Annotated in this window: 22 protein-coding genes and 1 pseudogene; 8 read left to right on the top strand and 15 right to left on the bottom strand. The window is 69.3% G+C overall.

Annotated features, from left to right (window positions below; genetic code table 11):
• Positions 1-20 precede the first annotated feature (20 nt).
• Positions 21-485, bottom strand: a complete 465-nt coding sequence (locus VKQ35_RS18915; protein WP_324364276.1) for a hypothetical protein — start codon at positions 483-485, stop codon at positions 21-23.
• A gap of 1 nt (position 486) precedes the next feature.
• Positions 487-825 carry a glycine zipper 2TM domain-containing protein gene (locus VKQ35_RS18910; protein ID WP_324364275.1) on the bottom strand — a complete coding sequence of 113 codons (339 nt, stop codon included), beginning with the start codon at positions 823-825 and terminating at the stop codon, positions 487-489.
• A gap of 141 nt (positions 826-966) precedes the next feature.
• Here VKQ35_RS18910 and VKQ35_RS18905 point away from each other — a divergent pair, with 141 nt between their 5' ends.
• Positions 967-3,162 (top strand): PQQ-dependent dehydrogenase, methanol/ethanol family, encoded by a 2,196-nt coding sequence (locus VKQ35_RS18905; RefSeq protein ID WP_324364274.1) that lies wholly within the window; start codon positions 967-969, stop codon positions 3,160-3,162.
• A gap of 21 nt (positions 3,163-3,183) precedes the next feature.
• On the opposite strand, the gene VKQ35_RS18900 is transcribed toward VKQ35_RS18905, so the two are convergent.
• Positions 3,184-4,041 (bottom strand): MBL fold metallo-hydrolase, encoded by an 858-nt coding sequence (locus VKQ35_RS18900; protein ID WP_324364273.1) that lies wholly within the window; start codon positions 4,039-4,041, stop codon positions 3,184-3,186.
• Between the two features lie 170 nt (positions 4,042-4,211).
• Here VKQ35_RS18900 and VKQ35_RS18895 point away from each other — a divergent pair, with 170 nt between their 5' ends.
• From VKQ35_RS18895 to aspS, 3 genes are all read left to right on the top strand, one after another.
• Positions 4,212-5,585 (top strand): serine hydrolase domain-containing protein, encoded by a 1,374-nt coding sequence (locus VKQ35_RS18895; protein ID WP_324364272.1) that lies wholly within the window; start codon positions 4,212-4,214, stop codon positions 5,583-5,585.
• Positions 5,586-5,595: 10 nt separating this feature from the next.
• Entirely contained in the window at positions 5,596-6,183 is a 588-nt protein-coding gene (locus VKQ35_RS18890; RefSeq protein WP_324364271.1) for a hypothetical protein, read from the top strand.
• Between the two features lie 77 nt (positions 6,184-6,260).
• Entirely contained in the window at positions 6,261-8,036 is a 1,776-nt protein-coding gene (gene aspS, locus VKQ35_RS18885) for an aspartate--tRNA ligase (protein WP_324364270.1), read from the top strand.
• A 5-nt stretch (positions 8,037-8,041) separates the two neighbouring features.
• Here the strand turns inward: aspS and VKQ35_RS18880 are convergent, their stop codons facing one another.
• Both VKQ35_RS18880 and VKQ35_RS18875 read right to left on the bottom strand, forming a co-directional pair.
• Positions 8,042-8,992: a pentapeptide repeat-containing protein gene (locus VKQ35_RS18880; RefSeq protein WP_324364269.1), complete on the bottom strand. Its 951-nt coding sequence runs from the start codon at positions 8,990-8,992 to the stop codon at positions 8,042-8,044.
• Positions 8,993-9,111: 119 nt separating this feature from the next.
• Positions 9,112-11,538 carry a ribonucleotide reductase gene (locus VKQ35_RS18875; RefSeq protein WP_324364268.1) on the bottom strand — a complete coding sequence of 809 codons (2,427 nt, stop codon included), beginning with the start codon at positions 11,536-11,538 and terminating at the stop codon, positions 9,112-9,114.
• 236 nt (positions 11,539-11,774) lie between these two features.
• Between VKQ35_RS18875 and VKQ35_RS18870 the strand changes: the two genes are divergently transcribed.
• Together VKQ35_RS18870 and VKQ35_RS18865 are read left to right on the top strand one after the other, a co-directional pair.
• Positions 11,775-12,179, top strand: a complete 405-nt coding sequence (locus VKQ35_RS18870; RefSeq protein WP_324364267.1) for an NADH:ubiquinone oxidoreductase subunit NDUFA12 — start codon at positions 11,775-11,777, stop codon at positions 12,177-12,179.
• Positions 12,180-12,190: 11 nt separating this feature from the next.
• Positions 12,191-12,718 (top strand): annotated as a pseudogene (locus VKQ35_RS18865) (DUF2155 domain-containing protein); the annotation flags it as partial.
• A 35-nt stretch (positions 12,719-12,753) separates the two neighbouring features.
• On the opposite strand, the gene aat reads toward VKQ35_RS18865, so the two are convergent.
• From aat to aroQ, 5 genes are all read right to left on the bottom strand, one after another.
• A complete protein-coding gene (gene aat, locus VKQ35_RS18860) occupies positions 12,754-13,476 on the bottom strand; it encodes a leucyl/phenylalanyl-tRNA--protein transferase (protein ID WP_324364266.1) in 723 nt (240 codons plus the stop codon).
• A 44-nt stretch (positions 13,477-13,520) separates the two neighbouring features.
• Positions 13,521-15,425 carry a CocE/NonD family hydrolase gene (locus VKQ35_RS18855; RefSeq protein ID WP_324364265.1) on the bottom strand — a complete coding sequence of 635 codons (1,905 nt, stop codon included), beginning with the start codon at positions 15,423-15,425 and terminating at the stop codon, positions 13,521-13,523.
• Between the two features lie 76 nt (positions 15,426-15,501).
• The gene (gene accC, locus VKQ35_RS18850) at positions 15,502-16,854 is read right to left on the bottom strand and encodes an acetyl-CoA carboxylase biotin carboxylase subunit (RefSeq protein ID WP_324364264.1); all 1,353 of its coding nucleotides are present in this window, start codon (positions 16,852-16,854) and stop codon (positions 15,502-15,504) included.
• Between the two features lie 4 nt (positions 16,855-16,858).
• Positions 16,859-17,350 (bottom strand): acetyl-CoA carboxylase biotin carboxyl carrier protein, encoded by a 492-nt coding sequence (accB, locus tag VKQ35_RS18845; protein WP_324364263.1) that lies wholly within the window; start codon positions 17,348-17,350, stop codon positions 16,859-16,861.
• A 24-nt stretch (positions 17,351-17,374) separates the two neighbouring features.
• On the bottom strand, positions 17,375-17,818 hold the full coding sequence (gene aroQ, locus VKQ35_RS18840) for a type II 3-dehydroquinate dehydratase (protein WP_324364262.1): 444 nt from the start codon (positions 17,816-17,818) through the stop codon (positions 17,375-17,377).
• Between the two features lie 328 nt (positions 17,819-18,146).
• On the opposite strand from aroQ, the gene thiS reads away from it, so the two are divergent.
• The gene (thiS, locus tag VKQ35_RS18835; protein ID WP_324364261.1) at positions 18,147-18,347 is read left to right on the top strand and encodes a sulfur carrier protein ThiS; all 201 of its coding nucleotides are present in this window, start codon (positions 18,147-18,149) and stop codon (positions 18,345-18,347) included.
• A gap of 1 nt (position 18,348) precedes the next feature.
• Positions 18,349-19,140: a thiazole synthase gene (locus tag VKQ35_RS18830; RefSeq protein ID WP_324364260.1), complete on the top strand. Its 792-nt coding sequence runs from the start codon at positions 18,349-18,351 to the stop codon at positions 19,138-19,140.
• Here VKQ35_RS18830 and VKQ35_RS18825 read toward each other — a convergent pair whose 3' ends face one another.
• The 5 genes from VKQ35_RS18825 to VKQ35_RS18805 all read right to left on the bottom strand — a co-directional run bounded on the left by VKQ35_RS18825 (position 19,141) and on the right by VKQ35_RS18805 (position 26,104).
• Positions 19,141-19,560, bottom strand: a complete 420-nt coding sequence (locus VKQ35_RS18825) for a hypothetical protein (protein WP_324364259.1) — start codon at positions 19,558-19,560, stop codon at positions 19,141-19,143.
• A 32-nt stretch (positions 19,561-19,592) separates the two neighbouring features.
• The gene (locus tag VKQ35_RS18820) at positions 19,593-21,104 is read right to left on the bottom strand and encodes an FAD-dependent oxidoreductase (RefSeq protein WP_324364258.1); all 1,512 of its coding nucleotides are present in this window, start codon (positions 21,102-21,104) and stop codon (positions 19,593-19,595) included.
• Between the two features lie 91 nt (positions 21,105-21,195).
• Positions 21,196-21,930 carry a DsbA family protein gene (locus tag VKQ35_RS18815; RefSeq protein ID WP_324364257.1) on the bottom strand — a complete coding sequence of 245 codons (735 nt, stop codon included), beginning with the start codon at positions 21,928-21,930 and terminating at the stop codon, positions 21,196-21,198.
• Between the two features lie 64 nt (positions 21,931-21,994).
• Positions 21,995-23,380, bottom strand: coding sequence for a M48 family metalloprotease (locus VKQ35_RS18810; RefSeq protein WP_324364256.1), 1,386 nt, complete (start codon positions 23,378-23,380; stop codon positions 21,995-21,997).
• A gap of 48 nt (positions 23,381-23,428) precedes the next feature.
• The gene (locus VKQ35_RS18805) at positions 23,429-26,104 is read right to left on the bottom strand and encodes an Rne/Rng family ribonuclease (protein ID WP_324364255.1); all 2,676 of its coding nucleotides are present in this window, start codon (positions 26,102-26,104) and stop codon (positions 23,429-23,431) included.
• Between the last annotated feature and the right edge of the window lie 54 nt (positions 26,105-26,158).

Here is a 26,158-nt window from a genome sequence, read left to right as displayed (position 1 = left end):
CGAAAACACCGCCATCGCCGTCAGACGCCGTCAGGAACGCCGTTGGTCGCCGGCGGCGGGGCGCAGGCCCCGGCGCGCGCCTGCACGACGTAGAGCAGGGCGCGGCTGTGGACGAAGCCCATGTGCTCCTGGATCGGCGAGGTGAGCTGGCCGGTGGTCAGGCTGGCGGCTTGGCCGTCGCCCTCGGGCGGCCCCAGGCTCGCGCGGTTCCAGCCGGTGAGCTGGCCGTTGCAGGCGGCGACCACGGCCTCCGCCACCACGTCGGCGCGGTCGCGGGAGGGCGCCAGGCTGTAGGCCCAGCGTCGCGCGCAGTTGTCCACCGGCGCCGAGCCGTCGTCGCCAAGACCCTGGGCCGGTGCGGCGGTGGCGACGGCCGCCTTCTGCCCGAAGTCGGCGCAGATCTTCGAATTGGCCGCCACCGTGTGGGTCTGGCTGCAGGCGGAAAGCGCGGTCAGGGCCAGGCCCGCGGCGAGAACGCGCCGCATGCTAGCGGTACGGCGTTTCAACAGGCCGGCCCTTCTGGTCGTAGTAGGTCGGGCGCGCGGCCGCGTAGCGGGTGTTGGAATGGCGGTAGTAGGCGTGGCGGCTGCGGCCGCATCCGCCCTTGGCGATCTCGTGGCCGAGCACCGCGCCGCCCAGCCCGCCGATGATCGCGCCGCCGCCGCCGCGCGAGATGGAGTTGCCGACCAGCGCGCCGCCGACCGCGCCGATGGCGGTGCCGGTGTTGGCCCGGCCGCGGCAGGAGGCGCTGGCGTCCGTGGCGCCGCCGATCAGCGGCAAGGCGATCAGGGCGGCAAGCGCCGTCATGGTGAGGGTTCTACGCATTTTGTGGCTCGATCTTTCCATTGTCCCGCTAGCCCAACGCGCCAAGACCGAGTCGGGATGCAGACAGATGGCGAGATCGCCCCGGCGAGCCTTGCACGCTCCGCAGACGGATGGGAGAAAAGCGGTTCGGGGAGTGAAACAATGAACAACAAGACGAGTCGCGGTGTCATCGGCCTGAGCGCCGCCCTGGCGCTGGTGCTGAGCGGTCCGCTGGCGGCCTTGGCCCAGACGCCTGCGAAAACGCCGCCGGCCGCGGCCGCCAAGCCTGCCGCAAAGCCGGCGAGCCACCCGTTCGGCTCGGCCGCCGTCGACGGCGCCCGCCTGTTGGCCGCCGACAGCGAGCCGGGCAGCTGGCTGGCCGCGGGCCGCACCTATTCGGAGCAGCGCTACAGCCCGCTGACCGGCATCGACAAGGCCAATGTCGGCAAGCTGGGCCTCGCCTGGTACGCCGACGTCGACACCGAGCGCGGCCAGGAATCGACGCCGGTGGTGGTCGACGGCGCGCTCTATTTCACCACCGCCTGGTCCAAGGTCTTCGCCTACGACGCCAAGACCGGCAAGCAGCTCTGGGCGTTCGATCCCAAGGTCGATCCGACCAACGGCGCCATCGCCTGCTGCGACGTGGTTAACCGCGGCGTCGCGGCCTGGAAGGGCAAGCTCTATCTGGGCGCGCTCGACGGCCGGCTGATCGCCATCGACGCCAAGACCGGCCAGAAGGCCTGGGAGGTGCAGACCACCGACCTCAAGCAGCCCTACACCATCACCCAGGCGCCCAGGGTGGTGAAAGGCCTGGTGATCATCGGCAACGGCGGGGCGGAATACACCTGCCGCGGCTACGTCTCGGCCTATGACGCGGCCACCGGCAAGCTGAAGTGGCGCTTTTACACCGTGCCCGGCAAGCCCGGCGACCCGACCAACACGCCGGAGCTCAAGAAGGCGCTGGCCGGCTGGGACGGCGATTTCTGGAAATACGGCGGCGGCGCCACGGCCTGGGACACCATCCTCTACGATCCCAAGACCGACCTGATCTACTTCGGCACCGGCAACGGCCTCTCCTGGAGCCAGGAAGTCCGCAGCCCCAAGGGCGGCGACAACCTGTTCGTCTCCTCGGTGATCGCGGTCCACGCCTCGACCGGCAAATACGCCTGGCATTTCCAGGAAGTGCCGGGCGACGAGTGGGACTACGACGTCACCAACCCGCTGATGACCGCCGACCTGAAGATCAAGGGCGTGCAGCGGCACGTGCTGATGCAGGCCCCCAAGACCGGCTTCTTCTACGTCTGGGACGCGGCGACGGGTAAGCTGATCAGCGCGGACAAATATGCGCCGCTGAACTGGGCCTCGAAGATCGACCTCAAGACCGGCCGGCCGGTGGAGAACCCCGACGCCCGCTACAGCGACACCAAGGCCGCCATCGTCCAGCCCGCGCCGCTGGGCGCCCACAACTGGCACCCGATGGCCTACAGCCCCAAGACCGGCCTGGTCTACATCCCGGTCACCGAGAGCTCGACGGGCTTCATGAGCGCCGACCCCAAGACCTTCCAGGTCAAGGACCGGGTCTACAACACCGCCACCGTCTCGTTCTCCGACAAGATCACCGAGCTCTACGGAAAGCCCGGCGCGCCGCAGCGCGGCAATATCAGGAGCTACCTGGAGGCCTACGATCCGGTGGTCCAGAAGATCGTCTGGAAGGCCCCGGACAAGGACTACGGCGCGCACGGCGCCATGACGACGGCGTCCAACCTGGTGTTCTCCGGCGACTGGAGCGGCCGCTTCAACGCCTTCGACGCCAGGACCGGCGAGAAGCTGTGGTCGGCGCCGACCCAGGCCGACGTGGTGGCTGCACCCTCGACCTATGTGATCGGCGGCGAGCAGTACGTGGCCCTGCTGGTCGGGGCGCGCGGCCTGCCGCCCGGCCAGATCCGCACCAGCGCCACCAGCGCCAACAACTCGCGGCTGCTGGTCTTCAAGCTGAACGCCAACGCGACCCTGCCGCAGACGGGCATCGCCGGCGCCGTGGCCGGCAAGGTGCTCGACCCGCCGCTGCTGACCGGCACCAACGAGCAGGTGATCGATGGCGAAGGCGCCTACGGCCGGTTCTGCTCGGGCTGTCACGGCGCGGGCGGCGTGGCCGACAAGTCGATCCCCGACCTGCGCTACTCGCCGGCGCTGCGCAATCTGCGCAACTGGAACTCGATCGTCATCGACGGCGAGCGCGCCAGCAAGGGCATGGTCAGCTTCAAGACCGTGCTGGCCGAGGGTCAGGCCGAGGCGATCTACCACTACATCGTCAGCCAGGCGAACAAGGCCAAGGCCGAGCAGTCTGCCAAGCGGTAAAGAGACGGCTCGGCTGCCGGATCAGACCGCCAGGCGGTAGCCGTCGCCGTCGCCGACCACATGGCCGGCGGTCGGCGCGGCGAAATGGGTGCCGATGACCAGGACCTGTGAACCGGCCAGGTCCGCGAACATCCGTTGGCGCGTGGCGGTGGAGGCGGCCTCGTCATAGTCGGCGAGGCTCGCCCAGTCGGGCCGCGCCAGCTGGCAGGGATGGTGGATGAAGTCGCCGGTGATCAGCGCTTCGGCGCCCTGCGAGCGGATGCGCACGCTGACATGGCCGGGCGTGTGCCCCAGCGTCGGCTCGAAGGCGACCTCCGGGCAGATGGCGTGGTCGGTCTCCACCAGGTCGACGAGGCCCGCCTCCCAGACCGGCCTGACGCTGTCGTGGAAGGGCGAGCGCTCCGGCGCTTCATTGCCTTCTTCCTCGGCGCGCCAGTACTCGTATTCGGCGCGGCCCAGCAGGTAGCGGGCGTTGGGGAAGGTCGGCACCCAGGCGCCGTCCACCAGCATGGTGTTCCAGCCCACGTGGTCGACGTGCAGATGGGTGCAGAGCACAACGTCGATGCTCTCGCGCGGGAAGCCGGCGGCGGCCAGGTCGGCCAGGAACGTCGTCTGCAGGCCGCTCCAGGTGGGGATGTCGCGCTGCTTGTCGTTGCCGATGCAGGTGTCGACAATGATCCGCTTGCTGGGCGTCTCGACCACCAGGGCGTGGATGCTCATCCGCAGACGACCGGTCTCGTCGGCGAAGTGCGGCGCGAGCCAGGGGATGGTCCGGATCACCTCCGGCGTCGCCTGCGGCAGGATGAACCGCGTGCCGCCGGTCGCCTCCAGCTCCAGGATGCGGGTGATCTTCACGTCGCCGACCTGCCAGCTCAGCATCCCTCAGTTTCCTTCCAAAGGCCGGTCTGACGCCGGGCGCCGCCAGTTTGCCGCTCAGCGCATGCGCCTGACAACGCCGGTCCTGTTGCGGCGGTGAAACTGAAGCGCCCTTGCGCCGCGCGGCGGACGCCCGCAAGCTTCCGCCACAATTCAAAGGGGGGACTTCCACCATGCATCGTCGCGCCTATTTCGCCGCGGCTCTCGGCGCCGCTCTGCTGGCCTCGACCGTCCAGCCGGCCTTCGCCGCGGACGCCGCCGCCAAGCCGGCCGCGGTCAAAACCGCGGCCCGCGATCTTTCGGCCACCACCACGCCGGAGGCCGTCGGCTTCGACGCCCAGCGCCTGAAGCTGATGGACGACTACATGGCCAAGACGGTGGCCGACGGCCGCGTCGCCGGCATGACCACGCTGCTCGCCCGCCACGGCAAGGTGGTGGAGTTCAAGACCTACGGAAAGACCAGCCTCGCCACCGGCCAGGCCATGCCGAAGGACGAGATCTTCCGCATCTATTCGATGTCCAAGCCGCTGACCGGCACGGCGATGATGATCCTGTTCGAGCAGGGCAAGTGGCGCCTGGACGATCCGGTCACCCGCTATGTGCCGGAGTTCAAGAACCTCAAGGTGATGGTCGAGGCCGACAAGGACGGCAAGATCACCAAGGTCGAGGACATGAAGCGTCCGCCGACCATGCGCGAGATCATGAGCCACACCGCCGGCTTCGGTTACGGCCTGGGCGACCGCCACCCGGTCGACAAGCTCTACCGCGAGAAGAAGGTTTTGGGCGCCAACGGCCTGCAGGAAATGATCGACCGCACCGCGACGATCCCCCTGATGTACCAGCCGGGGACCAGCTGGTCCTATTCCAGCGCCGTCGATATCCAGGGCTACATCGTCCAGAAGCTCTCCGGCAAGCCGTTCGGCCAGTTCCTGCAGGAGAACGTCTTCGGCCCGCTGAAGATGAAGGACACCGGCTTCTACACCGGGCCCGAGAAGGCCAAGCGCCTGGCCGCGGTCTATGTCGGCGAGGTCGTGAACCAGAAGCCGACCGGGAGAATCGTCGAAGCCAATGACCTGTTCGGCAACTCGATGCCCGACTACTCCAAGCCGCCGGCCATGGAGAGCGGCGGCGGCGGCCTGGTCTCGACCACCATGGACTACGCGCGCTTCTGCCAGATGATCCTGAACAAGGGCGTGCTGGACGGCGTGCGCATCCTGGCGCCCAGCTCGGTCGAGCTGATGGACACCAACGTCATCCCGCACAATGTGCTGGTGAACAACAACGGCACCGGCGTCGCCCAATTCAACGAAGCGGTGGGCTTCGGCCTCGATTTCCAGGTGGTCAAGGACGCCCGCGCCGCGGGCATGAACGAGGGCGACAAGACCATGAGCTGGGGCGGCGCGGCCGGCACTTGGTTCTGGATCGACCCGACCAACGACCTGATCTATGTGGGCATGATCCAGCGCATGGGCGGCACGGGCGGCGACGACCTGGGCACCATGGCGCGCACGCTCACCTACCAGGCGCTGCTGCACCCGGAGAAGTAACGGAGACACCTTGGGAACGCTGCAGACCGACCCTCTGGCGTCCTTCGTGCGCTTCATCAGGAAGCATCACGGCGTGAAGACCTTCGTGGAGACCGGCACCTATCTGGGCGCCGGGACCGCGTTTGGCGCGGAGGTGTTTCCAGAGGTCTTCTCGATCGAGGTGAGCCCTGAGTTCCACGCCCAAGCCAAGGCGCGCCTGGAGGGGACGCACGCCCAGCTGATCCTGGGCGATTCCCGCGTCGAGCTGCCGAAGATCGTCGCCGGACTGACCGAGCCCGCGGTCTTCTGGCTCGACGGCCACGCGGGCGGCGGTCACTTCGGGCCAAGCGACGACTGCCCGCTGATCGAGGAGCTGGCCGCGATCGCCGCCTCGCCGCACGAGCATTTCATCCTGGTGGACGACGCCCGGGCGTTCCTCGCGCCGCCGCCGCCGCCCTTCGATCCGGACAAGTGGCCGGACCTCGCCGAGGTGCTCAACACCATCCGTTCGCGCACGCCCTATTATTGCGTGGCGATCGCCGACACCCTGTTCTGCGTGCCGCCGGCGGCGAAGGGGCATCTGCGCGCCTTCTGCAACGCCGTCCGGCCCAACATCTGACGGCGCGCGCGCCTTGACTTTCGACCCCCTACATGCGCCCTTCCGCGCCTCGTAAAACAGCCGAATTTTCCAGGTAAATGCACGCCTACCGCACCCACACCTGCGGCGCGCTTCGCGCCGCCGACACCGGCCAGACGGTCCGCCTCTCAGGCTGGATCCACCGCAAGCGCGACCACGGCGGGCTGATGTTCGTGGACCTGCGCGACCACTACGGCCTCACCCAGCTGGTGCTCTCGCCCGAGACGCCGGGGTTCGAGACCGTCGAGCATCTGCGCGCCGAGAGCGTGATCCGCATCGACGGCGAGGTGGTGGCCCGCTCGCCCGAGACGGTGAACCCGAACCTGCCGACCGGCGAGGTCGAGATCCGGGTGAAAAAGGTCGACGTGCTGTCGGAAGCCGCCGAGCTGCCGCTGCCGGTCTTCGGCGAGCCGGACTATCCGGAAGAGATCCGGCTGAAGAACCGCCACCTGGACCTGCGCCGCGAGACCCTGCACCGCAACATCGTGCTGCGCTCCAAGGTCATCCACTCGATCCGCAACCGGATGATCGGCCAGGGCTTCCTGGAATACCAGACGCCGATCCTGACGGCCTCGTCGCCGGAGGGCGCGCGCGACTTCCTGGTGCCCTCGCGCCTGCACCCGACCAAGTTCTACGCCCTGCCGCAGGCGCCGCAGCAGTTCAAGCAGCTGTTGATGGTCTCAGGCTTCGACCGCTACTTCCAGATCGCGCCCTGTTTCCGCGACGAGGACCTGCGCGCCGACCGCAGCCTGGAGTTCTACCAGCTCGACGTCGAGATGAGCTTCGTGACGCAGGAGGACGTGTTCGCGGCCATCGAGCCGGTGATGCACGGCGTCTTCGAGGAGTTCGCCGACGGCAAGCCGGTGACGCCGTACCCGTTCCCGCGCATTCCGTTCCGCGAGTGCATGGCCAAGTACGGCACCGACAAGCCGGACCTGCGCAACCCGATCGTCATGCAGGACGTCTCAGAGCATTTCCGCGGCGGCGGCTTTGGCCTGTTCGCCCGCATCCTGGAAGACAGCAAGAATGCGGTGTGGGGCATTCCCGCGCCGACGGGCGGCAGCCGCGCGTTCTGCGACCGCATGAACAGCTGGGCGCAGGGCGAGGGCCAGGCGGGGCTTGGCTACATCTTCTGGAGCGAGGACCAGGGCGGTTGGGGCGGCCCGATCGCCAAGAACCTGGGGCCGGAGCTCACCGACGCGGTGATGGGTCAGCTCGGGATGGGGCAGGGCGACGCCGCCTTCTTCTCGGCCGGCGATCCCAAGGTGTTCGCCAAGTTCGCCGGGACCGCGCGGACCAAGGTGGGGACCGATCTCAACCTGGTGGATGAGAACCGCTTCGAATTCGTCTGGATCGTCGACTTCCCGATGTTCGAGCTAAACGACGAGGGCAAGGTCGATTTCAGCCACAACCCCTTCTCGATGCCGCAGGGCGAGCTTGAGGCCCTGAACACCAAGGACCCGCTCGACGTCCTGGCCTACCAGTACGACATCGTCTGCAACGGCTATGAGCTGTGCTCCGGCGCGATCCGGAACCACCTGCCCGAGATCATGATCCGTGCGTTCGAGATCGCCGGCTACGATCAGAACGTGGTCGAGGAGCAATTCGGCGGCATGCTGAACGCCTTCCGCCACGGCGCGCCGCCGCACGGGGGCCTGGCGCCCGGCATCGACCGCATCGTCATGCTGCTGGCCGGCGAGACGGCCATCCGCGAGGTCATCGCCTTCCCGCTGAATCAGCAGGGGCAGGACCTGATGATGAACGCGCCCTCAGAAGTCAGCGACAAACAGCTGAAAGAACTGAGTATCCGCCTCGCGCCTCCAATCAAGGCCTAGGGCGATCAAGGCCTAGACGCGGCGTCCACATACCGCGCCGGATCGACCAGATAGCGGCTGCTGTAGGGCGGCGGCGGCGCGGGTGGGGCCGGCGGCGCGGGCGGCGCGGGCGGGGCCGGGATCGCGTGCACCCAGTGCGCCGTGCCGGCCTGGCGGATGATCGCGCGCACGCTGATGGTGCAGGTCTTCACGGTCAGGCCCTTGGGCAGCTTGGTCTTGGAGTCGCCGCACGCCTCGTCGATCTGATCCTGGGTCAGGCCATGGGCGTGCGAAAGATCGACGCCCTCGATCACCGCGTGGTGCAGTTCGGCTTCCTTGAAGTCGGCTTCGTCGAAGCTGCCGCCGCTCAGCAGCGCCATGTTCATCTCGGCGCCGCGGAAGTTGGCCTTGTCGAACCGGCCCGCCAGGTTCGCGCCGTCCAGCGTCGCGTCGTGGAAGATGGCGCCACGGGCGTCGGCCTTGGTGAAATTGGCGCCGGGCATCTCGGTGGAACGGAAGATCGCCTTGACCAGGATCGCCTTGGTGAAGATCGCCGCGGTGGCCGAGGCGTCGGTGAAGTCCGCCTCGGTCAGGTTGGCGCCGCCGAACTGTCCGCCCTTGGCCTCGGTCGAGCGCATCCGGGTGTGCTGCATGATGGCGTTGGTGAAGACGGTGCCGAGGATCTGGGCGTCGGTCAGGACCGCGTAGGACAGGTTGGCGCCGGTGAAGTTGGAGCCCAGGAACTGGGCCTCGCGCAGGTTGGAGCCGATGAGGGTGGCGCCGGAGAAGTCCGCGCCCATGAAGCGCGCGCCGGAGAGGCTGCGGCCCGACAGCTCACACTTGGGACAGGCGCCGCCGAAACCGGTGGAGCGGGCGACCTCCTTGTCGCCGCTGGCGCCGGCATGGGCGGCCGGCGCGGCGGCGGCCACGCTTGCTGCAATGGCGGCGATCAGAAGAGGGGTCGAAAACTTGGTCACGCGAGTTGGAAGTCCTTGGTTCTACACGCTCCATCTGCACGTCACTGGCCGGCCACACCACTTAATTCGCGGTAATTCTTAAGGGCTTAGGCGTTGGCGGCTGCAACCTTAGATGATGATCAGGCGCCGAGATCCTCGCCCAAACGCCCGGCGCGGGCCCCGCAGCTCTCGCAGATCAGCGACGCGCCCTTGCGCACCACGGCCACATCGCCGCAGGCGGCGCAGACGTCCGCGGCCTCCAGGGCCGCGGGACCGCTGGCGCGGTTGGCGCTGGGCAGGAAGACCAGATTGTCCGGCGCTTCGCCGCGTGAAAAGCCGCGGGAAATGAACCGCGAGGCCGGCTGCGGTCCCGCGTCGGGCTCCGACCCCAGGTCCAGGGCCTCGGCCTTGCCGCGGCCCATGCCGTCGGCGTTGAGCTCGCCCGGATCGTTGGTCGCAAGGTCCTTGCGGCCAAGGTAGGAGATACCGAGCTCACGGAAGATGTAGTCGAGGATCGAGGTCGCCGAGCGCACCGTGTCGTTGCCCGTGACGGGTCCCGCCGGCTCGAAGCGGGTGAACACGAAGGCGTCGACGAACTCCTCCAGCGGCACGCCGTATTGCAGGCCGATCGACAGCGCGATGGCGAAGTTGTTCATCAGCGAGCGGAAGGCGGCGCCTTCCTTGTGCATGTCGATGAAGATCTCGCCGAGCTCGCCATCGTCATATTCGCCGGTGTGCAGATAGACCTTGTGGCCGCCGACCGCCGCCTTCTGGATATAGCCCTTGCGGCGGTCGGGCAGCTTGCGCCGCGTGCGTTCCCGCTCGACCACGCGCTCGACGATGCGTTCCCCAAAGGGCTCTGGGGGCTCCGGGGCGCGGGCCGGGCGCGGTTCGCCCAAGGGCGGCAGCTCCAGCGCCAGGTCGGCCGGCGCGCTCGCCCGGCGGACGTGGATCGGGCCGATGGCCTCGCGCAGTTCCGTCAGGACGTCGGCGGGCGTCGCGTCCCACGCCAGCTCGACCTGGGCGACCTGCGGCGCGGTCAGCGCGAGCTCAAGCGCGTGCGCCATGGCGCGCCGGGGCGCCTCGCCCAGCGCCCGGGCGCTGCGGAAGACGTCGCGGGCGATGGGGGTCAGGAACTCGGCCTGCGCCAGGCTGTCGCCGCCCAGCGCATGGGCCTCGGCGGCGGCCACGTCGGCGGTGGTGAAGCCCATCAGGGCCAAGAGGTCGAAGCTCGGATCGGCCAGCTGCTCGGCGCTGGCGCCCATGACGTCGCGCAGGAAGCCCTCGCCGATGATGGCCGGCGCAAAGGCGTGCGGCAGGCAGGCGACCAGCGGCAGCGCGGCCTCGACCGCGGCGATCTCGTGATCGGTGAAGCCGCGCGCCAGCAGGGCGGCGTGGTTGACGCCGGGCGCCTCGGACAAGTCGGCGCGGCCGAGCAGCAGGGCGTGGGCCTCTTCCGCCTCGACGCCGGAGAGCGCCAGCCCCCGGATCGCCGCCTCGCTCAGCACCCGCACCGGCTCGCCGTCGGAAGTCTCGGCCAGCGTCAGGGGACCCGCCCAGGGCTCCGCCGAAAGCCGACCGCCGCCCAGCCGCAGCTCGAGCTCCGGGTCGCGGAAGATCGCCAGGCCCGCCCCGGCGCCTTCGATGGCGCGGCCGGCGGCCAGGTAGAGCTCGCGCGCCGTCTCGCGGGCCGCGTCGCTGTCGTAGTCGAGCCCATGCGCCACCAGCCATTCGCCAAGCCCGGCCAGGCCGATCAGCGCCGGGGTCTCGCTCGCCGCGGCCAGGGCTGCCGCCAGCAGGGCGACGGCGGCCTCGAAGGCGTCGATGTCGAAGCCGTCGTCGGACCAGAAGCCCATCAGATCGACGCCGCCGACGAGGCCCCCTTGCGCGCCGGCGATCCGTTCGGCGACCGCGCGGCTGGGCGCCAGCACGACGGCGCCGGTGGCCCAGGCGGCGCGCGCGACGGCCTCGTCGGGCGGACCGACGGCCACCAGGCGCACGCCGGTCTGGGCTTCGGGAGCTTCGATCTCCCAGGCGCTCGCGCCGGCGCGGGTGAGCGCAATGGCGTCCAGGATCATGGCGTCGGAAGCCCCGGCGGCGCGGGCGGCTTCGGCGGCGCGGGTGAGGCTGGGGTTGGCCGCCGGATCGGCGCAGGCTTCGGCGTCGCCTTCGCAGCGGGCAATGGCGTCCATCACCGCCTGCATCCGCCGCCCAAGCTCCAACGCCAGCGCCTCGGCGGCCGCGCGGCCGCGATGGGCGGCGATGGCGCGGGCGATCTCCGGCGAGCCGGCTTCGACGACCGGCGGCGGCGCGGCCGCCGGCTTGCCGGCGATGGCGATGACGCCGGCCAGCAGGGCCTCGGTCAGCTCGTCGCGGAAGCGGGTGCGGGCGCGCACGTCCTTGACCAGCCCCTTGGCCTGGGCGCGGGCGGTGAGGTCTTCCACGACATCGGCGATGGCGGCCGGTATGTCCGTCGCGCCGCCAGCCCAGTCGATCCAGGCGTCGAGGCGGGCGTTGGTCCAATGGGCCGGCGCCAGGACCTCGGCGAAGCGTCCGCCCAGGTCCACGGTCCGCGCTTCGATTCTTGTCCGCGAAGCTTCGCGACCCATCCGCCGACTCCCTAGCGGGCAGGGTAGGGCTCGCGGGCGCGCGCGATCAATAGATGTTGCGGTCGCAGGCCGCTTCATCCCCAACATCTTGCTGCCAAAGGCGATGGGGCGGCGCGCTGGACGCTCCAAATCGGCCCGCCTATAGTCCGCCCGCGAACTCACCCTCCCCAACACCGCCCCAGAGACCACGCCCAGTGCTCAATTTCCTGAAGTCGATCTTCACCTGGTGGAACGGCGCCACCGTCGGCGTGCGCTTCCATGTGGGCCGCCGAGGCGTGTTCGTGGGCCAGGACGAGAACGGCAACCGCTACTTCGAGGCCAAGGACAATTCCGACAGCTACGACGGACGCAAGCGCCGCTGGGTGATCTATCGCGGCTACGCCGACGCCTCGAAGGTGACGCCGGACTGGCACGGCTGGCTGCACTACACTTTCGCCGAACCGCCGACCGTCGAGCCCTTCGCCATCAAGGCCTGGGAAAAGGATCACCTGCCGAACCTGACCGGCACGATCCACGCCTACCGCCCGCAGGGCGCGCTGTCGCGCGGCGGCGAGCGGCAGAAGGCCACCGCCGACTACGAGGCCTGGACCCCCAAATAGGGCCGCTTCCGATGCCGTCCCGCCGAACGCTGAGATCGACCCCGCGCCGCCGGCTCTGGCTCGCGCTGACGTTCAGCGCCGCGGCCGGCCTCGCCGGCGCCCAGCCCGCGCCTTCGCCGCCGCCGACTGTGGTGCAGATGCCGCCCGCCGAAACCGCCGGGCCCGAGAAGGCCGCGCCGGCCAAGCCTTCAGCAGCGGTTCCCGCCGCGACGCCGCCCGTCGCCGACGCGGACGCGCAGCCCGCGCCGGCGGCGGTCGTGAAGCCTCCGGCCGCGCCGGTGCGGCGCGCCCGCTACGACGTGGCGGTGCTCGAAGCCCTGGACAAGGTCACCGCCGAGAGCCTGCGCTTCGAGGCCCCGGTCGGGCGGCCGGTGCGCTACAAGTCCCTGGTCTTCACCGTGAAGGCCTGCGAGCGCTCGACGCCGGAGGAGCCCGTCGAGGACTCCATCGCCTACCTGACCATCGACTCCCAGCCGCGTCCGGAGGCCGGCAAGGCGCCCCTGGCGGCGCGCCAGGCGTTCAAGGGCTGGATGTTCGCCTCATCGCCCAGCCTGCATCCGCTGGAGCACCCGGTCTACGCCGCCTGGCTGATCACCTGCAGGGCCGCGGCGCCGCTCAATCCGCCGGCGGCCTTGCCAGCTGCACCCCCGCGTGCGCCCGCACCGGCGCCCGTCCGCGCTCCGGCGGCGCCCGCCGCCGCGCCGCACTGAAAGTCGCCCTCCGCCGACATCGCCAGCGCCAGGCGGCGGTGATAGTCCAGGCGTGAGATCTCCACAGCTCCGAATTGGCTCAGGTGCCCGGTCATGAACTGGGCGTCGAGCAGGCGGTAGCCGCCGGCGATCAGGCGGGCGACCAGATGCACCAGCGCCACCTTGGAGGCGTCGGTCCGCCGCGAGAACATGCTCTCGCCGAAGAAGGCGCCGTGCAGGGAGACGCCGTAAAGGCCACCGACCAGCGCCCCATCCCTCCAGCACTCCACCGTGTGCGCAAAGCCCAGCTCGTGGAGCTGGACGTAGAGGTCCTCGATCGGATGGTTGATCCAGGTCTCGGCCCGTCCGGGCCCGGCCTCGGCGCAGGCCTGGACGACGGACCGGAAGGCGGTGTCGGTGCGGATTTCGAAGGGCTCGGCGCGCACCGTGCGGGCGAGGCGGCGGGAGACGTGGAAGCCGTCCAGCGGGATCACGCCCCGCCGCTCGGGATCGATCAGGAAGACGCGCTCGTCCTCGCGCGCGTCGGCCATCGGAAAGACGCCGCGCGCGTAGCAGGACAAGAGATCGCGGGCGTCGAACTGCGCCATGGCCGGATCGTACAGCGGTTTTGCCGCGCGCGTAGCGCCTGGGCTCAAAGTCCGGGCGGCACGACCGGCAGGATGATCCGCGAGGCGAGGTCAGGGGCGGAATAGACCTTCTGGGTCGCGCTCACGAAGTCGCTGGCCTTGGCCGAGTAGATGCTGGGCGTGAAGGTCTGCGGATTGCGGTCGATCAGCGGGAACCAGGTCGACTGCACCTGCACCATGATGCGGTGGCCGGCCTTGAACACGTGGTCGCGGTCGCGCAACGGCACCTCCCAGCGGGTGGGTTTGCCCGGCGTCAGCGCCTTGGGGTGCTCGTAGCTCTCCAGGTAGCGGCCGCGGCGCACCTCCATGGCGATCGGCAGCTCATAGCCATTGGCGCTGTGGGCGAAGGCGCCGGGGATCGGGCCTTCGTCGCCCCAATGCGGGGGCTCCGCATCGTCGGGCGCAACGTCGATCAGCTTGACGACGAAGTCGCTGTCCGTGCCCGACGTCGAGGCGAAGAGTTCGGCCGCGACCGGGCCGGCGATCGTCACGTCGGCCTTCAGGGGCTCGCTCACATAGCTCAGCACGTCGGGGCGATGGTCGACGAAGCGCTGGTCGGCGCTTTCCCAGGTGCGCCAGTCGCCGCCGGGATAGGTCGGCGAGATCGGCCGCTGGCGATAGGGCACCGGGTTGGCGGGATCGGAGACGAAGCTGCGCTGCGCGTCCTTCTCGCGGCCGCTCGGCGCCTCGAAGCTCAAGCTCCCGTCGGCGTGGAGGTAGAGGCTGGTGGGTTTGGCCTCGGCCGGCGGCCATTTGGCGTAGGTGCGCCAGGTGTTGGAGCCGGTCTGGAAGATGTTGGCGGCGTAGGCGGGCTTCTCGCCCTTGTCGTGCAGCCAGTAGGCGAAGAACGGCGCTTCGATGTCGCGGCGGAAGGCGAGCGAGGTGTCCTGGCCAAGCTGGGTCGCGCCGATGGTCGAGACCGAGGCCCGCCAGCCGCCGTGGAACCAGGGTCCGGCGACCATCAGGGCGTTCCCGTCGGGGTCGTGCTCGCCTTCGTGGCGGAAGATCTGCCAGGGTCCCCACGGATCCTCCTGATCCCAGAAGCCGGCGACGTTGAGGGTCGGCACCGACGCCTTGTGCAGGCTCTGCGCCCACGCCTGGCTCTTCCAGAAGGCGTCGTAGTCGGGATGCTCGGTCGCCTCGTTCCAGTAGCGGATCTTGCCGTGCAGGTACTTCGCGTTGAGGTTCGAAAGCGCGCCCGCGCTCAGGTACCACTCGTAGGTGTCCCACTTGTCGAAGGCGAAGTGGGTGTTGTCGTTCTTGTCGGCCTCCTCCAGCACCGCATATTCGAAGTCGTAGCTGAGGCGCAGCGCGCCGTAGCGGTGGTCGTCGTCGTTCATCCACTGGTCGGTGGGCGCGGCCTGCTCGGTCACCGCCTTCAGCGCCGGATGCGGGTCGAGCAGGGTCACGCCGGCGGTCATGCCGTCGTAGGAGACGCCCTGGATGCCAACGCGGCCGTTGTTGCCGGGGACGTTCTTCACCAGCCAGTCGATGGTGTCCCAGGCGTCGCGGGTCTCGATGGTGCCCTTGCCCGGGGTGACCGTCGCGTCCTGCGAGAGGCTGAAGGTTCCTTCCGATTTGAAGCGGCCACGGATGTTCTGGAAGACGAAGATATAGCCGTCGGCGGCCAGTTGCTTAAGGCTCTCGGAGACGCGCGTGGGGGCCTTCTGGGGCACGCCGTAGGGCGTCCGCTGCAGCATGATCGGCAGCGGGCCCTTGGCGTCCAGCGGCGTGAGGATCACCGTCTGCAGCTTCACCCCATCGCGCATGGGGATCATCACTTCCTGGAAGGCGAAGATCGGCGCCGGCGCCGGCGCGGCGGCTGGCGGCGGGGGCTGGGCGGCGGCGGGCAGCGAAAGCGCCGAGAGGGCCATGGCCGTGGCCGCCAGCAACACCCGTATCGTTCGCATTCGACGCCCCCGCTCGATTCCCATCGAGCCTAGGCGAGCGGCGACGGGCGTGCCAGCGGCGATCAGCCGGCGGCGATCAGCCCGCCGCGGCCTGGGACTTCATCCAGTTTTCCAGCCAGTGGATGTTGTAGTCGCCGGTCATGATGTCCGGCTGGGCCAACAGCTCCTGGAAGAGCGGGATGTTGGTGTCGATGCCGGCCACCACGATCTCGCCAAGGCAGCGGTTCAGCCGCGCGATGCACTCGGCGCGGTCGCGTCCGTGGACGATCAGCTTGCCGATCAGAGAGTCGTAATAGGGCGGGATCGTGTAGCCGGCGTAGAGCGCGCTATCCATCCGCACGCCCAGGCCGCCTGGCGCATGGTAGTCGGTGACCAGGCCCGGCGAGGGCGCGAAGGTCTTCGGATTCTCCGCGTTGATCCGGCACTCGATGGCGTGGCCCTCGAAGACCACGTCCTTCTGCGCGAACGAGAGCGGCAGGCCGGCGGCGATGCGGATCTGCTCGCGCACCAGGTCGATGCCGGTGATCGCCTCGGTCACCGGATGCTCCACCTGCAGGCGGGTGTTCATCTCGATGAAGAAGAACTCGCCGTTTTCGTAGAGGAATTCGATCGTGCCGACGCCGAGGTAGCCGATGGCCTTGATGGCGTCGACGACCACCTGGCCGATCTTGGCGCGGGCGGCGCTATCGAGGGCGGGCGAGGGGGCTTCCTCCAGCACCTTCTGGTGGCGCCGTTGCAGGGAGCAGTCGCGTTCGCCCAGGTGGCAGACGTTGCCGAAGCTGTCGGCGATCACCTGCAGCTCGATGTGCCGGGGCGTCTGGAGGTAGCGCTCCATATAGACGGCGTCGTCGCCGAACGCCGCCTTCGCCTCGCTGCGCGCGGTCGAGACCGCCTCGTAGAGGCCGTCCTGCGTCTGGGCGACCTTCATGCCGCGCCCGCCGCCGCCGGCCGCGGCCTTGATCAGCACCGGAAAGCCGATGTCCTTCGCTGCTGCGAAGGCCTCTTCCTCGGTGGTCACCGCGCCATCGGAGCCGGGCACCACCGGGATGCCGGCGGCCTTCACCGCCTGTTTGGCAGTGATCTTGTCGCCCATCATCTTGATGTGCTCGGGCTTGGGGCCGATGAAGGTGAAGCCGTGCGCGCCGACGATCTCGGCGAACCGGGCGTTTTCCGAAAGAAATCCGTAGCCTGGATGGATCGCCTGAGCCCCGGTGATCTCCGCGGCGGCGATGATCGAGGGGATGTTCAGATAGCTCTTGGCCGCTGACGGCGGGCCGATGCAGACGCTCTCGTCGGCCAGCCGCACCCACATGGCGCCGCTGTCGGCCTCGGAGTGCACGGCGACGGTGGAGATGCCCATTTCCTTGCACGCGCGGTGCACGCGAAGGGCGATCTCGCCTCGGTTGGCGATGAGGATCTTATCAAACATGAGCTTAGCCGATGACCGCGAGCGGCTCGCCAAACTCCACGGGCTGGCCATCCTCGACCAGGATCGCCACGAGCTTGCCGGCCTTGGGCGCGGGGATCGGGTTCATGGTCTTCATGGCCTCGATGATCATCAGGGTCTGGCCGGCGGCGACCGTGTCGCCGACCTTCACGAAGGGCTCGGCGCCGGGTTCCGGCTGCAGATAGACGCTGCCGACCATGGGCGACTTCACCTCGTCGCCGCTGGCGCGCGCCGGGACGACGGCTTCGGTTCCGGTGGGCGCGGACGCGGCGGCCGTGGCGGAAGCCGCGGCGGCAGGGGCCGGCGCATAGGCCATCTGCATCGGCGCGGCGGTGAGCGTCTTGGCGACGCGGATCTTCAGGCCGGAATGCTCGACCTCGATTTCCGAGAGGCCGGTTTCGGTCAGGATGTCGGCCAGTCGGCGCACCAGGCGCGCGTCGATCGGATCGGCGGCGGGGGCCTTGGGAGGGCTAGCCATGGGGATACCTTCGCTTCTTCTTATCTAGGCTTGACGGGTCAGGCCCGCGGCGGCCTCGACGGCCAGTTCATAGCTCGCGGCGCCGAAACCGGACACCACGCCGGTCGCCGCGAGGGAGACATAGGTCTGGTGGCGGAACGCCTCGCGCGCCGCGGGGTTCGAGAGATGGCACTCGATCACCGGGACGCCGACCATCTTCAGCGCGTCAAGGATCGCCACCGAGGTGTGGCCGTAGCCGGCGGGATTGATCACGATCGCCGACGCCTTTTCGCGGGCCTCCTGGATCCAGTCGATCAGCTCGCCTTCGTGGTTCGACTGCCGGAACACGATTTCGCGCCCCAAGGCCGACGCACGCGCCTCGCAGAGCCGCTTCACGTCTTCCAGGGTCTGATGTCCGTAAATCTCAGGCTCGCGGGCGCCCAGGAGGTTGAGATTGGGCCCGCTCAGCACATAGATCGGTTTGGGCATTACGCTCCGCCGTCGATTCCGCCGTCTTGTACCGGTCGGGCGTCGGGGTCACAAGCTTGGTGGGGTTTCGGCCCGACCAGTCGAATGGAATGGCTCCATTGAGCATCGAGGTACTCCGACCGATCCAACGGCTGCTCGCGGTTCTCTTGGTCCTTGTGATCGGGGTGTTGATCGCGTGGTTCGAGTCCCGAGGAACGCGGTATCGGCCATCGCCCTCGGGCTGGCAATGCGAACGCATCGGCGATCCGGCCGCCGTGATGTGCGACCGGCAGCCTCCGGTCGGCTATAGGAATTCGGCTGTGGGACCATCTGGGATAAGGCCTGCCAAGTGAACCTGACCGTCAACGGAGAGCCCCGCACCTTCGAGCCTCTGGCGACCTTGTCGGCGCTGGTTTCGGCGCTGGGCCTCGACGGGCGCAAGGTGGCCATCGAGCGCAATCTGGAGATCGTGCCGCGCTCGGCCTATGGGAAGACGGCGCTCGCCGACGGCGACCGGATCGAGATCGTGCATTTTATCGGAGGCGGCTGACATGGACGGATCGACGGCGAAGGCCGAAGACACCTGGACGGTCGCGGGCCGCACCTTCACCTCGCGGCTGATCGTCGGCACCGGCAAGTACAAGGACTATGCCCAGAACGCGGCGGCCGCCGAGGCCGCGGGGGCCGAGATCGTCACCGTGGCCCTGCGCCGGGTGAACCTGTCGGACCCCAGCCAGCCGATGCTGGTCGACTATGTGAAGCCCGACCGCTTCACCTTCCTGCCCAACACCGCCGGCTGTTTCACCGGCGAGGAAGCGATCCGCACCCTCAGGCTGGCCCGCGAGGCCGGCGGCTGGGACCTCGTCAAGCTGGAGGTGCTCTCCAACACCAAGCACCTGCTGCCCGACATGGAGGAGACGTTGCGGGCGCTGAAGCTGCTGATCGCCGACGGCTTCCAGGTGATGGTCTATTGCTCGGACGACCCGGTCTATGCGCTCAAGCTGGAAGAGGCCGGCGCGGCGGCGATCATGCCCGCGGCGGCGCCGATCGGATCTGGGCGCGGCATTCAGAACTATCTGAACCTCGGCCTGATCATCGAACAGGCGAAGGTGCCCGTGCTGGTGGACGCCGGCGTCGGCACGGCGTCGGACGCGGTGCTGGCCATGGAGGCGGGCTGCGACGCGGTCCTGATGAACACCGCCATCGCCGAGGCCAAGGACCCGCTCCGCATGGCCGTGGCCATGAAGCACGCGGTGATCGCCGGGCGTGAAGCCTGGCTCGCCGGGCGGATGGCCAAACGCACCTACGGCGACCCGTCGTCGCCGCGGGCGGGGCTGATCTAGCTAGCTCTGCTTCTTGTACTTCGAATGGCAGGCGGTGCAGGTGTCGCCGAGGTCGTTGGCGGCCTTGGAGAAGGCGGCGCCGTCCTTCTTGCCGGCGGCCTTCACGGCGTCGTCGGCGAGCCTGGCGAAGTCGGCGGCGGACTTGGTCCAGACCTCGCCCGGCTGTTTCTGCGGCCCGACCAGGTCGACCGCCGAGGCCTTCAGCTTCTGAGAGGCGGCCAGGGCCTCGGCCCACCGCGCGGCGGGGACCTTGGCGGCGTCGGGGCCGTTGGCCGGATCGACGTCGCCGCCGACCGCGAAGATAGCGTTGGTGGCCGGATCGACCACGCTCTTCATCTCGTCCTTCACGGTCATGCCGGCGGCGAGCGCCGCGCCGGCGAGGCAAAGGCTGATCAGAAGGGCGAGGGGAGCGCGGCGCATCGGCGGGCCTTTCAATTGAGGTCGCGACGAGCTTAGGCGGACGTGGCGGCGGGCTCCAGCACCCGTTGGATGTCGAGCTCCGGCGAGAGGCCCAGGCGCGTCAGCATCTCAGCGCGCTCCGGCCCGCCCCTGGGGCGGTAGGCCTCGGCGTTCTTCGCCTTGCCGCGCGCCCAGTAGCCCAGGACCTTGGCGAGGTTCTTCGGCCGCTTCAGCCAGGCCTGCGGGTCCTCCAGCATGTGGAAGCCGCGCAGCGCCGCGCGGAACAGCTCGACGTCGGAGCGCACGGCGATGGCGACGCCATCCTCGAGGAAAGCTTTGGTCACCCGGCTCTTCAGGCTGGGCTGGTAGCCGGGGTCAAGCGCCTGGCGGGCGCGGCGGATGGCCGAGCGGTCGGCGTCGCGCATGACGTCGTGGAAGGGTCGAAGCTCGGCGCCGATCCGGCGCTGATAGGCCTCAAGACGCGCGGCGGGGTCCTCGAACATCTGCAGGGCGTCGCGCAACAGGTGCGCGCCGACCGCGGCGAACGAACAGCCGCGCCCGTAGAGCGGGTTGGACCGCACCAGGCTGTCGCCGACCGGGAAGAAGCCCAGCACCGCGGCCCGGCCGCCCGGCGCCATGTCGCGCCAGCGGCTGTGCAGGTCGCCCATGCCGAACACCCGGCTGATGGCGCTCGACGTCGCGGGATCGACCCACGGCGCGAGGCCCGGCAGGCTGGCGCAGCAGGCGTCGAAGGTCGCCGGATCGACGATCTTCTTGCGCAGTTCCTCCTCGATCTCGGGGACGCAAAGCGTGATCGAGAAGCAGCCGTTATCGCCCGGGAAGACGCCGAACTTCAGATATTCCAGGTCGCCGGTGACCGGCGCGTGGCCCCGCTCCGGCTCGCTGACGCCGGCGTTCAGCCGGTAGTGGCGGGTGAAATAGAGGATGCCGCAGTCCTCCGCCTCCTCGGGGATCACGGCGCCGGCCTCGCGCAGCTGCTCGATGGCGCCGGACGTTCGGCCCGCGGCGTCGGCCACCAGGTCGGCGGTCAATTCGTGGAGGCCCTCGGAGTCCTCGACGACCACGCCGGTGACCACCGGCGTCGCGCCCGGCGTGACGAGCAGTTCCTTGACGAAGGCGCCGGAGCGGATGGTGACGCCCGGCTGCTGCTCGACGTAGCGGCGCATGATCAGCTCCAGCGTCGTGCGCCGGCTGGTCAGCACGGCCAGGTCGCGGTCAACGGGGTCGGGCGTGTAGGTCCGCTTGTGGATGTCGGTGAGGCCGCCCTCGAAGCCGAGGTCACGGCATCCGGCGGCGAGGAGATCTTCCAGCAGCCGAGGATGCTCGTCGCGGATGATCAGGCGCAGGCGGGCGAGGAAGGCGTGGCTGTGGCGCAGGTGGCCGACGCCGCGGCGCGTCCAGCTGTCGAAGGCGACATCGGCGCCGCCCTCCGGCGGCGGGGGATCGCGCTCCAGCAGCGTGACCTCGCGCCCGGTCGGCGCCAGCGCCAGCGCCGTCCAGAGCCCGGCCATGCCGGCGCCGATGACCAGAACGCGCTCAGACATCTTGCTCACTCTTCAGTCCGCCTCACGCGCCCGATCCGAGCATCATATCGCAAACGCGCGCTGCCGCCGGGTCAAGACGAACGCGGCGCCCTCAGCTCTTCGAGGTCTCCGGCATCGGCTGGCCCTTGGCCTTGGCGATGGCGGCGCGCAGGGCCGGCAGGTCGGCGCCGGGGATCATGGTGTCGCCGACGATGAAGGCCGGGGTGCCGTCGATATGCATGGCCTCGGCCAGCGCGTGGGCGTCGAGGATCTGGCGCTCGATGATCGGGTGCTGCGCGTTCTTGCGCGCGGTCGCGGGGTCGATGCCGATCTCCTTGAGATGGCGGTCGAGGGCGGCGTCGTCGAGCGCCTTTTCGGTCATCAGCGCCTGGTAGAGCTGCACGCCCTTGGCCTTGGCCTCGCGGGTCAGGGCCACCTTGGCGGCGGTGTCGGAGACCTCGCCGAAGATCGGGAACTCCTTGAACACGAACCGCACGTCCGGGTTCTCTTGGATCAGCTTGACCACCTCGGGCGCGGCCAGTTTGCAGTAGCCGCAGCGGTAGTCGAAGAACTCGACCACGGTCACCTTGCCGGTCGGATTGGCCACGAAGTCGCGTGGGTCGCGCTCCAGCTGGCCGCGGTACTTGCCGATGGCGTCGGTCGAGGCCTTGGTGGCGGCCAGGCGCTCGTTCTCGGCCAGCTTGTCGGCGGCTTCGCGGATCACCTCCGGGTGGGCCATCAGATAGGCGTGCACCTTCTGGCCGAAGACGGCGTCGTCGGCCTTCTGGCAGGCGGTGAGCGAAAGGGCGGCGGCGAGGGCGGCGGCGGCGCGCAGAGCAAGGGTCATGGCAGCCAGATAGGATGAATTGGCGGCTTTTGCGAGACGGCGTTGCTGTGGCGGCCCTAAGGGCCTAGCCGCCGCCCGCGATCCGGCGTTCCTCGTCCGGCGTGGGCTTGGAGACCAGCACGATGTCGGTGGCGCGCCGCCACTCGGGGCTGTCCTTCGACAGGCGCTCCCGCGCGCGGATCGCGAACTCGCGGGCCAGCTTCATGTTGCCGATGTTGTAGTCGTATTCGGCGGTCGCCAGCCGGGCCAGGCCTTCGTCGCCATGCTTGTCATAGGCTTCCGCCAAGACGCGCCAGGCCGCGGCGTTGTCCTCTTCCTGGGTCAGCGCCTTCTTCAGCTCGGCGATGCCTTCTTCGGTCTTGGCCCGGTTGCCGAGCGCGATCAGGGTCTGGCCCAGGTTGATGCGCAGCAGGGGCGCGTTCGGCCTCAACTCGACCGAGCGGCGCTGCGGCGCTTCGGCGCCCTCCACCTGGCCGAACTCGAACATGATCTGGCCCTTGAGCTCCCAGAGGTAGGGATTGTTCGGCTGTTCGGCCAACAGCGCGTCCACGCGCTTGAGGGCCTTCTCCGGCTCCTTCATCTGGTAGTAGGCGATCGCCCGGGCGTAGCGGGCCGGATAGGACATGTCCTTCTCGTCGTACTTGCCCATGGAGACGACGGGATTGATGAAGCCGTCCAGCTTGGCCTTCATGATCTCGTGCTCGGAGACCGACCGGGGGCTGTCCTTCACATAGTAGTGCGGCAGGGTCGCCACGCGGGTCTGCAGCGACTCGACTCGCTCCGAGGACAGGGGATGGTCGATGAAGTACCGGAAGCGGCGGTACTGGTTGAAGATCTCCTGGTAGCGGTTCTTGTCCAGGAACTCGACGAGGCCGCGGGCCGACAGCCCGGCCTTTTCCATATAGGTGGCGCCGGCCTGGTCGGCGCGGGCCTCCTGCTCGCGGCCGTAGCCCGCCGCGCCGATGGCGCCGAACATCGGGGCGCTGGAGATCAGGCCCGCCGCCGCGTCGCCGGAGCCGGCGATGGCGGCCAGCACGCCCAACCCCATGGTCAGGATCATCGGCACCATGCCGGCGCGGCTATATTCGCCGGAGCGGAAGCTGTGGCCGCCGGCCAGGTGGCCGATTTCGTGGGCCATGACGCCTTGCAGCTGATTGGGATTGTCCGCCTGCAGGATCAGCGAGGTGGTGACCATCATCACGCCCGGGCCGGCCGAGGCGTTGGGTTCCCGTGAGGCCACCAGGACGATCTGGATGCTCTTCGAATCGATCCCGGCCGCGTCGAACAGCGGCGTCACCTGCCGGCGCAGGATGTCCTCGATCTCGGTGTCGCGCACCAGGTAGTCGCCCGGCGCGAACTGAGCGGCCGCACGCCCCGGCTGCAGCACCAGACTGAACGTCAGGGCTGCGGCCAGGACTATGCGGAAAACCGGACGGGCAGGCGCGGCCATCTTCAACTCTCGAATGCGCCCCCCTAAAGCGGTTCGAAATCTAGCGCGTCACCCTCGCCGCCACCAGCCTTTGCGCGGCGCGGCCGGCGGGGTGGTGATTTCGGCCGGATCCGGCTCGCGCGGCTTGGCCGCCACGGGCTTACGTGCGGGCGCAGGCGCTGGCGCTGGCGCTTCTGGGGCGGCGACGGGCTCGGGGGCGGCTTCAGTCGCAGCCTCGGCGGCGGCCGGCTTGGTCTTGGCCCGGCTGGCGCGCGGCTTCTTGGCGGGCGGCGCGGCCTCGGCGACGGGCTCGGGCGCAGGCTCGGGCTCGACGGCCGCGTCCGGCTCCGGCGCGGCGGTCGGCGCTTCGGCCACGGCCTGATCGCTGGGCTGGGCGTCGCCGCCTCGTCCGCGGCCCCGGCCACGACCGCGGCGCGCGCGGGCAGGGCGGTCTTCGGCGGCGGGCAGTTCGACCCAGACGTCCTCGTCCGAACCCTCAGCGCGGGCGAGGGTGGTCGGCGCAGGCGCCGCGGCTTCAGCGGCCACGCGGGGCTGTTCGCGCTCTTCCCGGGCCGGCATGTCGTTGGCGGGCCGAGGCTCCTGGGCCTTCTTCATGTCCTCCGACGGGTCGTACCAGACGAAGGGATCGTCGCCGTAGGGCACCCACGGGCGAACCCAGGAGAAGGCGTCGACGGGGCGGCTGTCGTCGCGCATGCGCCGTCCGCCCCGGCGTCCGCGGCGGCGGCGGCGGCCTTCGCCGCCCTCGCTGTCGTCGCGCGGCCCTTCGGCCGGGCGCGGCGCGGCGGCGCCGGCCTCACGCGGTTCGCGCGGTTCGCCGTCGCGGCGGCCACGACGGCGGCGGCGGCCGCGGCTGCGATGGCCTTCGCCCTCCTCAGACTCGTCGTCGCGGCGCGGACGCTGCTCGGCGCGGGCGTGCGGCTCGTCGTCGTCGGTGTCCTCGCGCTCGAGCTCTTCTTCCTCTTCTTCCTCTTCCTCGTCCTCGAAGGCCTCGTCGTCATAGCCGTCGTCGACCATCGGCGCGTAGGCCGCGGTCGGCGCGGCGATCGCGGCGTGGTCCGGCCGCTGCTCCATCGAGGTCCGCTCGATCAGGCAGTCGGCGTGGGCCATGTCGTCGTCCACCATCACGGTGACGAACAGGCCCATGGTCTGCTGCAGCCGGGCCAGGTGGGCGCGCTTTTCATTGAGGATGTAGAGGCCAACCGCCCGGGGCGTCTTCAGCGTCGCCTCGCCGCCGCCCTTCAGCGCCTCCAGTTCCAGGGTGCGCAGCGCGGCCAGCGCGCTCGACTCCACCGAGCGGACGCGGCCGGTCCCCTGGCAGTGCTCGCAGACGTGGGTGGTGCCTTCCAGCACGCCGGAGCGGCGGCGCTGGCGGCTGATCTCCATCAGGCCGAAGGCTGAGATCTTGCCCATCTGCACGCGGGCGCGGTCGTCCTTCAGGCAGTCCTTCAGCTTCTTCTCGACCGCCCGGTTGTTCTTCGACTCGTCCATGTCGATGAAGTCGATGACGATCAGGCCGGCCAGGTCGCGCAGGCGCAGCTGGCGGGCGGCTTCCTCGGCCGCCTCCATGTTGGTCTTCAGCGCGGTGGCTTCGATGTTCCGCTCACGGGTCGACTTGCCGGAGTTGACGTCGACGGCGACCAGGGCCTCGGTCTGGTTGATCACCAGATACCCACCGCTGCGGAGCGGGACGACCGGCGAATAGATCTGGCTCAGGTGGTCTTCGACCCGGTGCTTGACGAACAGCGGCGTCGGCTCGGCGTAGAGCTGCACCTTCTTGGCCTGGCTGGGCATCAGCATGCGCATGAAGTCGCGCGCTTCCTTGAAGCCGGCCGCGCCCTCGACGAACACCCCGTCGATGTCCTTGTCGTAAAGGTCGCGGATCGCCCGCTTCACCAGGTCCTCTTCCTCATAGATGAGGGCAGGCGCGATGGAGTGGAGCGTCGTCTCGCGGATGTTTTCCCACAGGCGCAGCAGGTAGTCGTAGTCGCGCTTCAGCTCGGCCTTGGTGCGCTTGGCGCCGGCGGTGCGGACGATCAGGCCCATGCCCTGCGGCACGTCCAGGCTCTGGACGATGCCCTTCAGGCGGCGCCGGTCGGTGGCGGTCTCGATCTTGCGGCTGATGCCGCCGCCGCGCGCGGTGTTGGGCATCAACACGCCATAGCGGCCGGCGAGCGACAGGTAGGTGGTGAGCGCCGCGCCCTTGTTGCCGCGCTCTTCCTTGACGACCTGCACCAGCATGATCTGCCGGCGGCGGATCACTTCCTGGATCTTGTACTTGCGCATCAGCCGGCGGCGGCGGCGCGCGACCTCTTCCTCCATGACGTCGTCGTCGTCGTCTTCGGAGGCGGCGTCGTGATCCTCGTCCTCGTCGTCCGAACCGCCTTCGGAGGCCTCGGCGGGCCTGCGGCGGCCGCGCGGCTCGTGGTGGTCGTCCTCTTCCTCCGCCTCTTCGCGCATCAGCGCTTCGCGGTCGGCGACCGGAATCTGGTAGTAGTCGGGGTGGATTTCGTTGAAGGCCAGGAAGCCGTGGCGGTTGCCGCCGTACTCGATAAAGGCCGCCTGCAGCGACGGCTCAACGCGCGTCACCTTGGCGAGATAGATATTGCCTCTGAGTTGTTTGCGGTTGGAGCTCTCGAAATCGAATTCTTCAACGCGGGTCCCGTCGACCACCACCACGCGCGTCTCTTCGGCGTGGGCGGCGTCGATCAACATATTCTTGGACATTGGAATTATCTCCGCGGCGCGCGGTGGACTCCGAGTCCGAGGACTCCGGGCCAA

This window comes from Phenylobacterium sp. (assembly GCF_035309685.1).
GTDB lineage: Bacteria > Pseudomonadota > Alphaproteobacteria > Caulobacterales > Caulobacteraceae > Phenylobacterium.
Note: the sequence above shows the minus strand (reverse complement) of the source record. Positions and strands in the feature narration are given on the sequence as shown.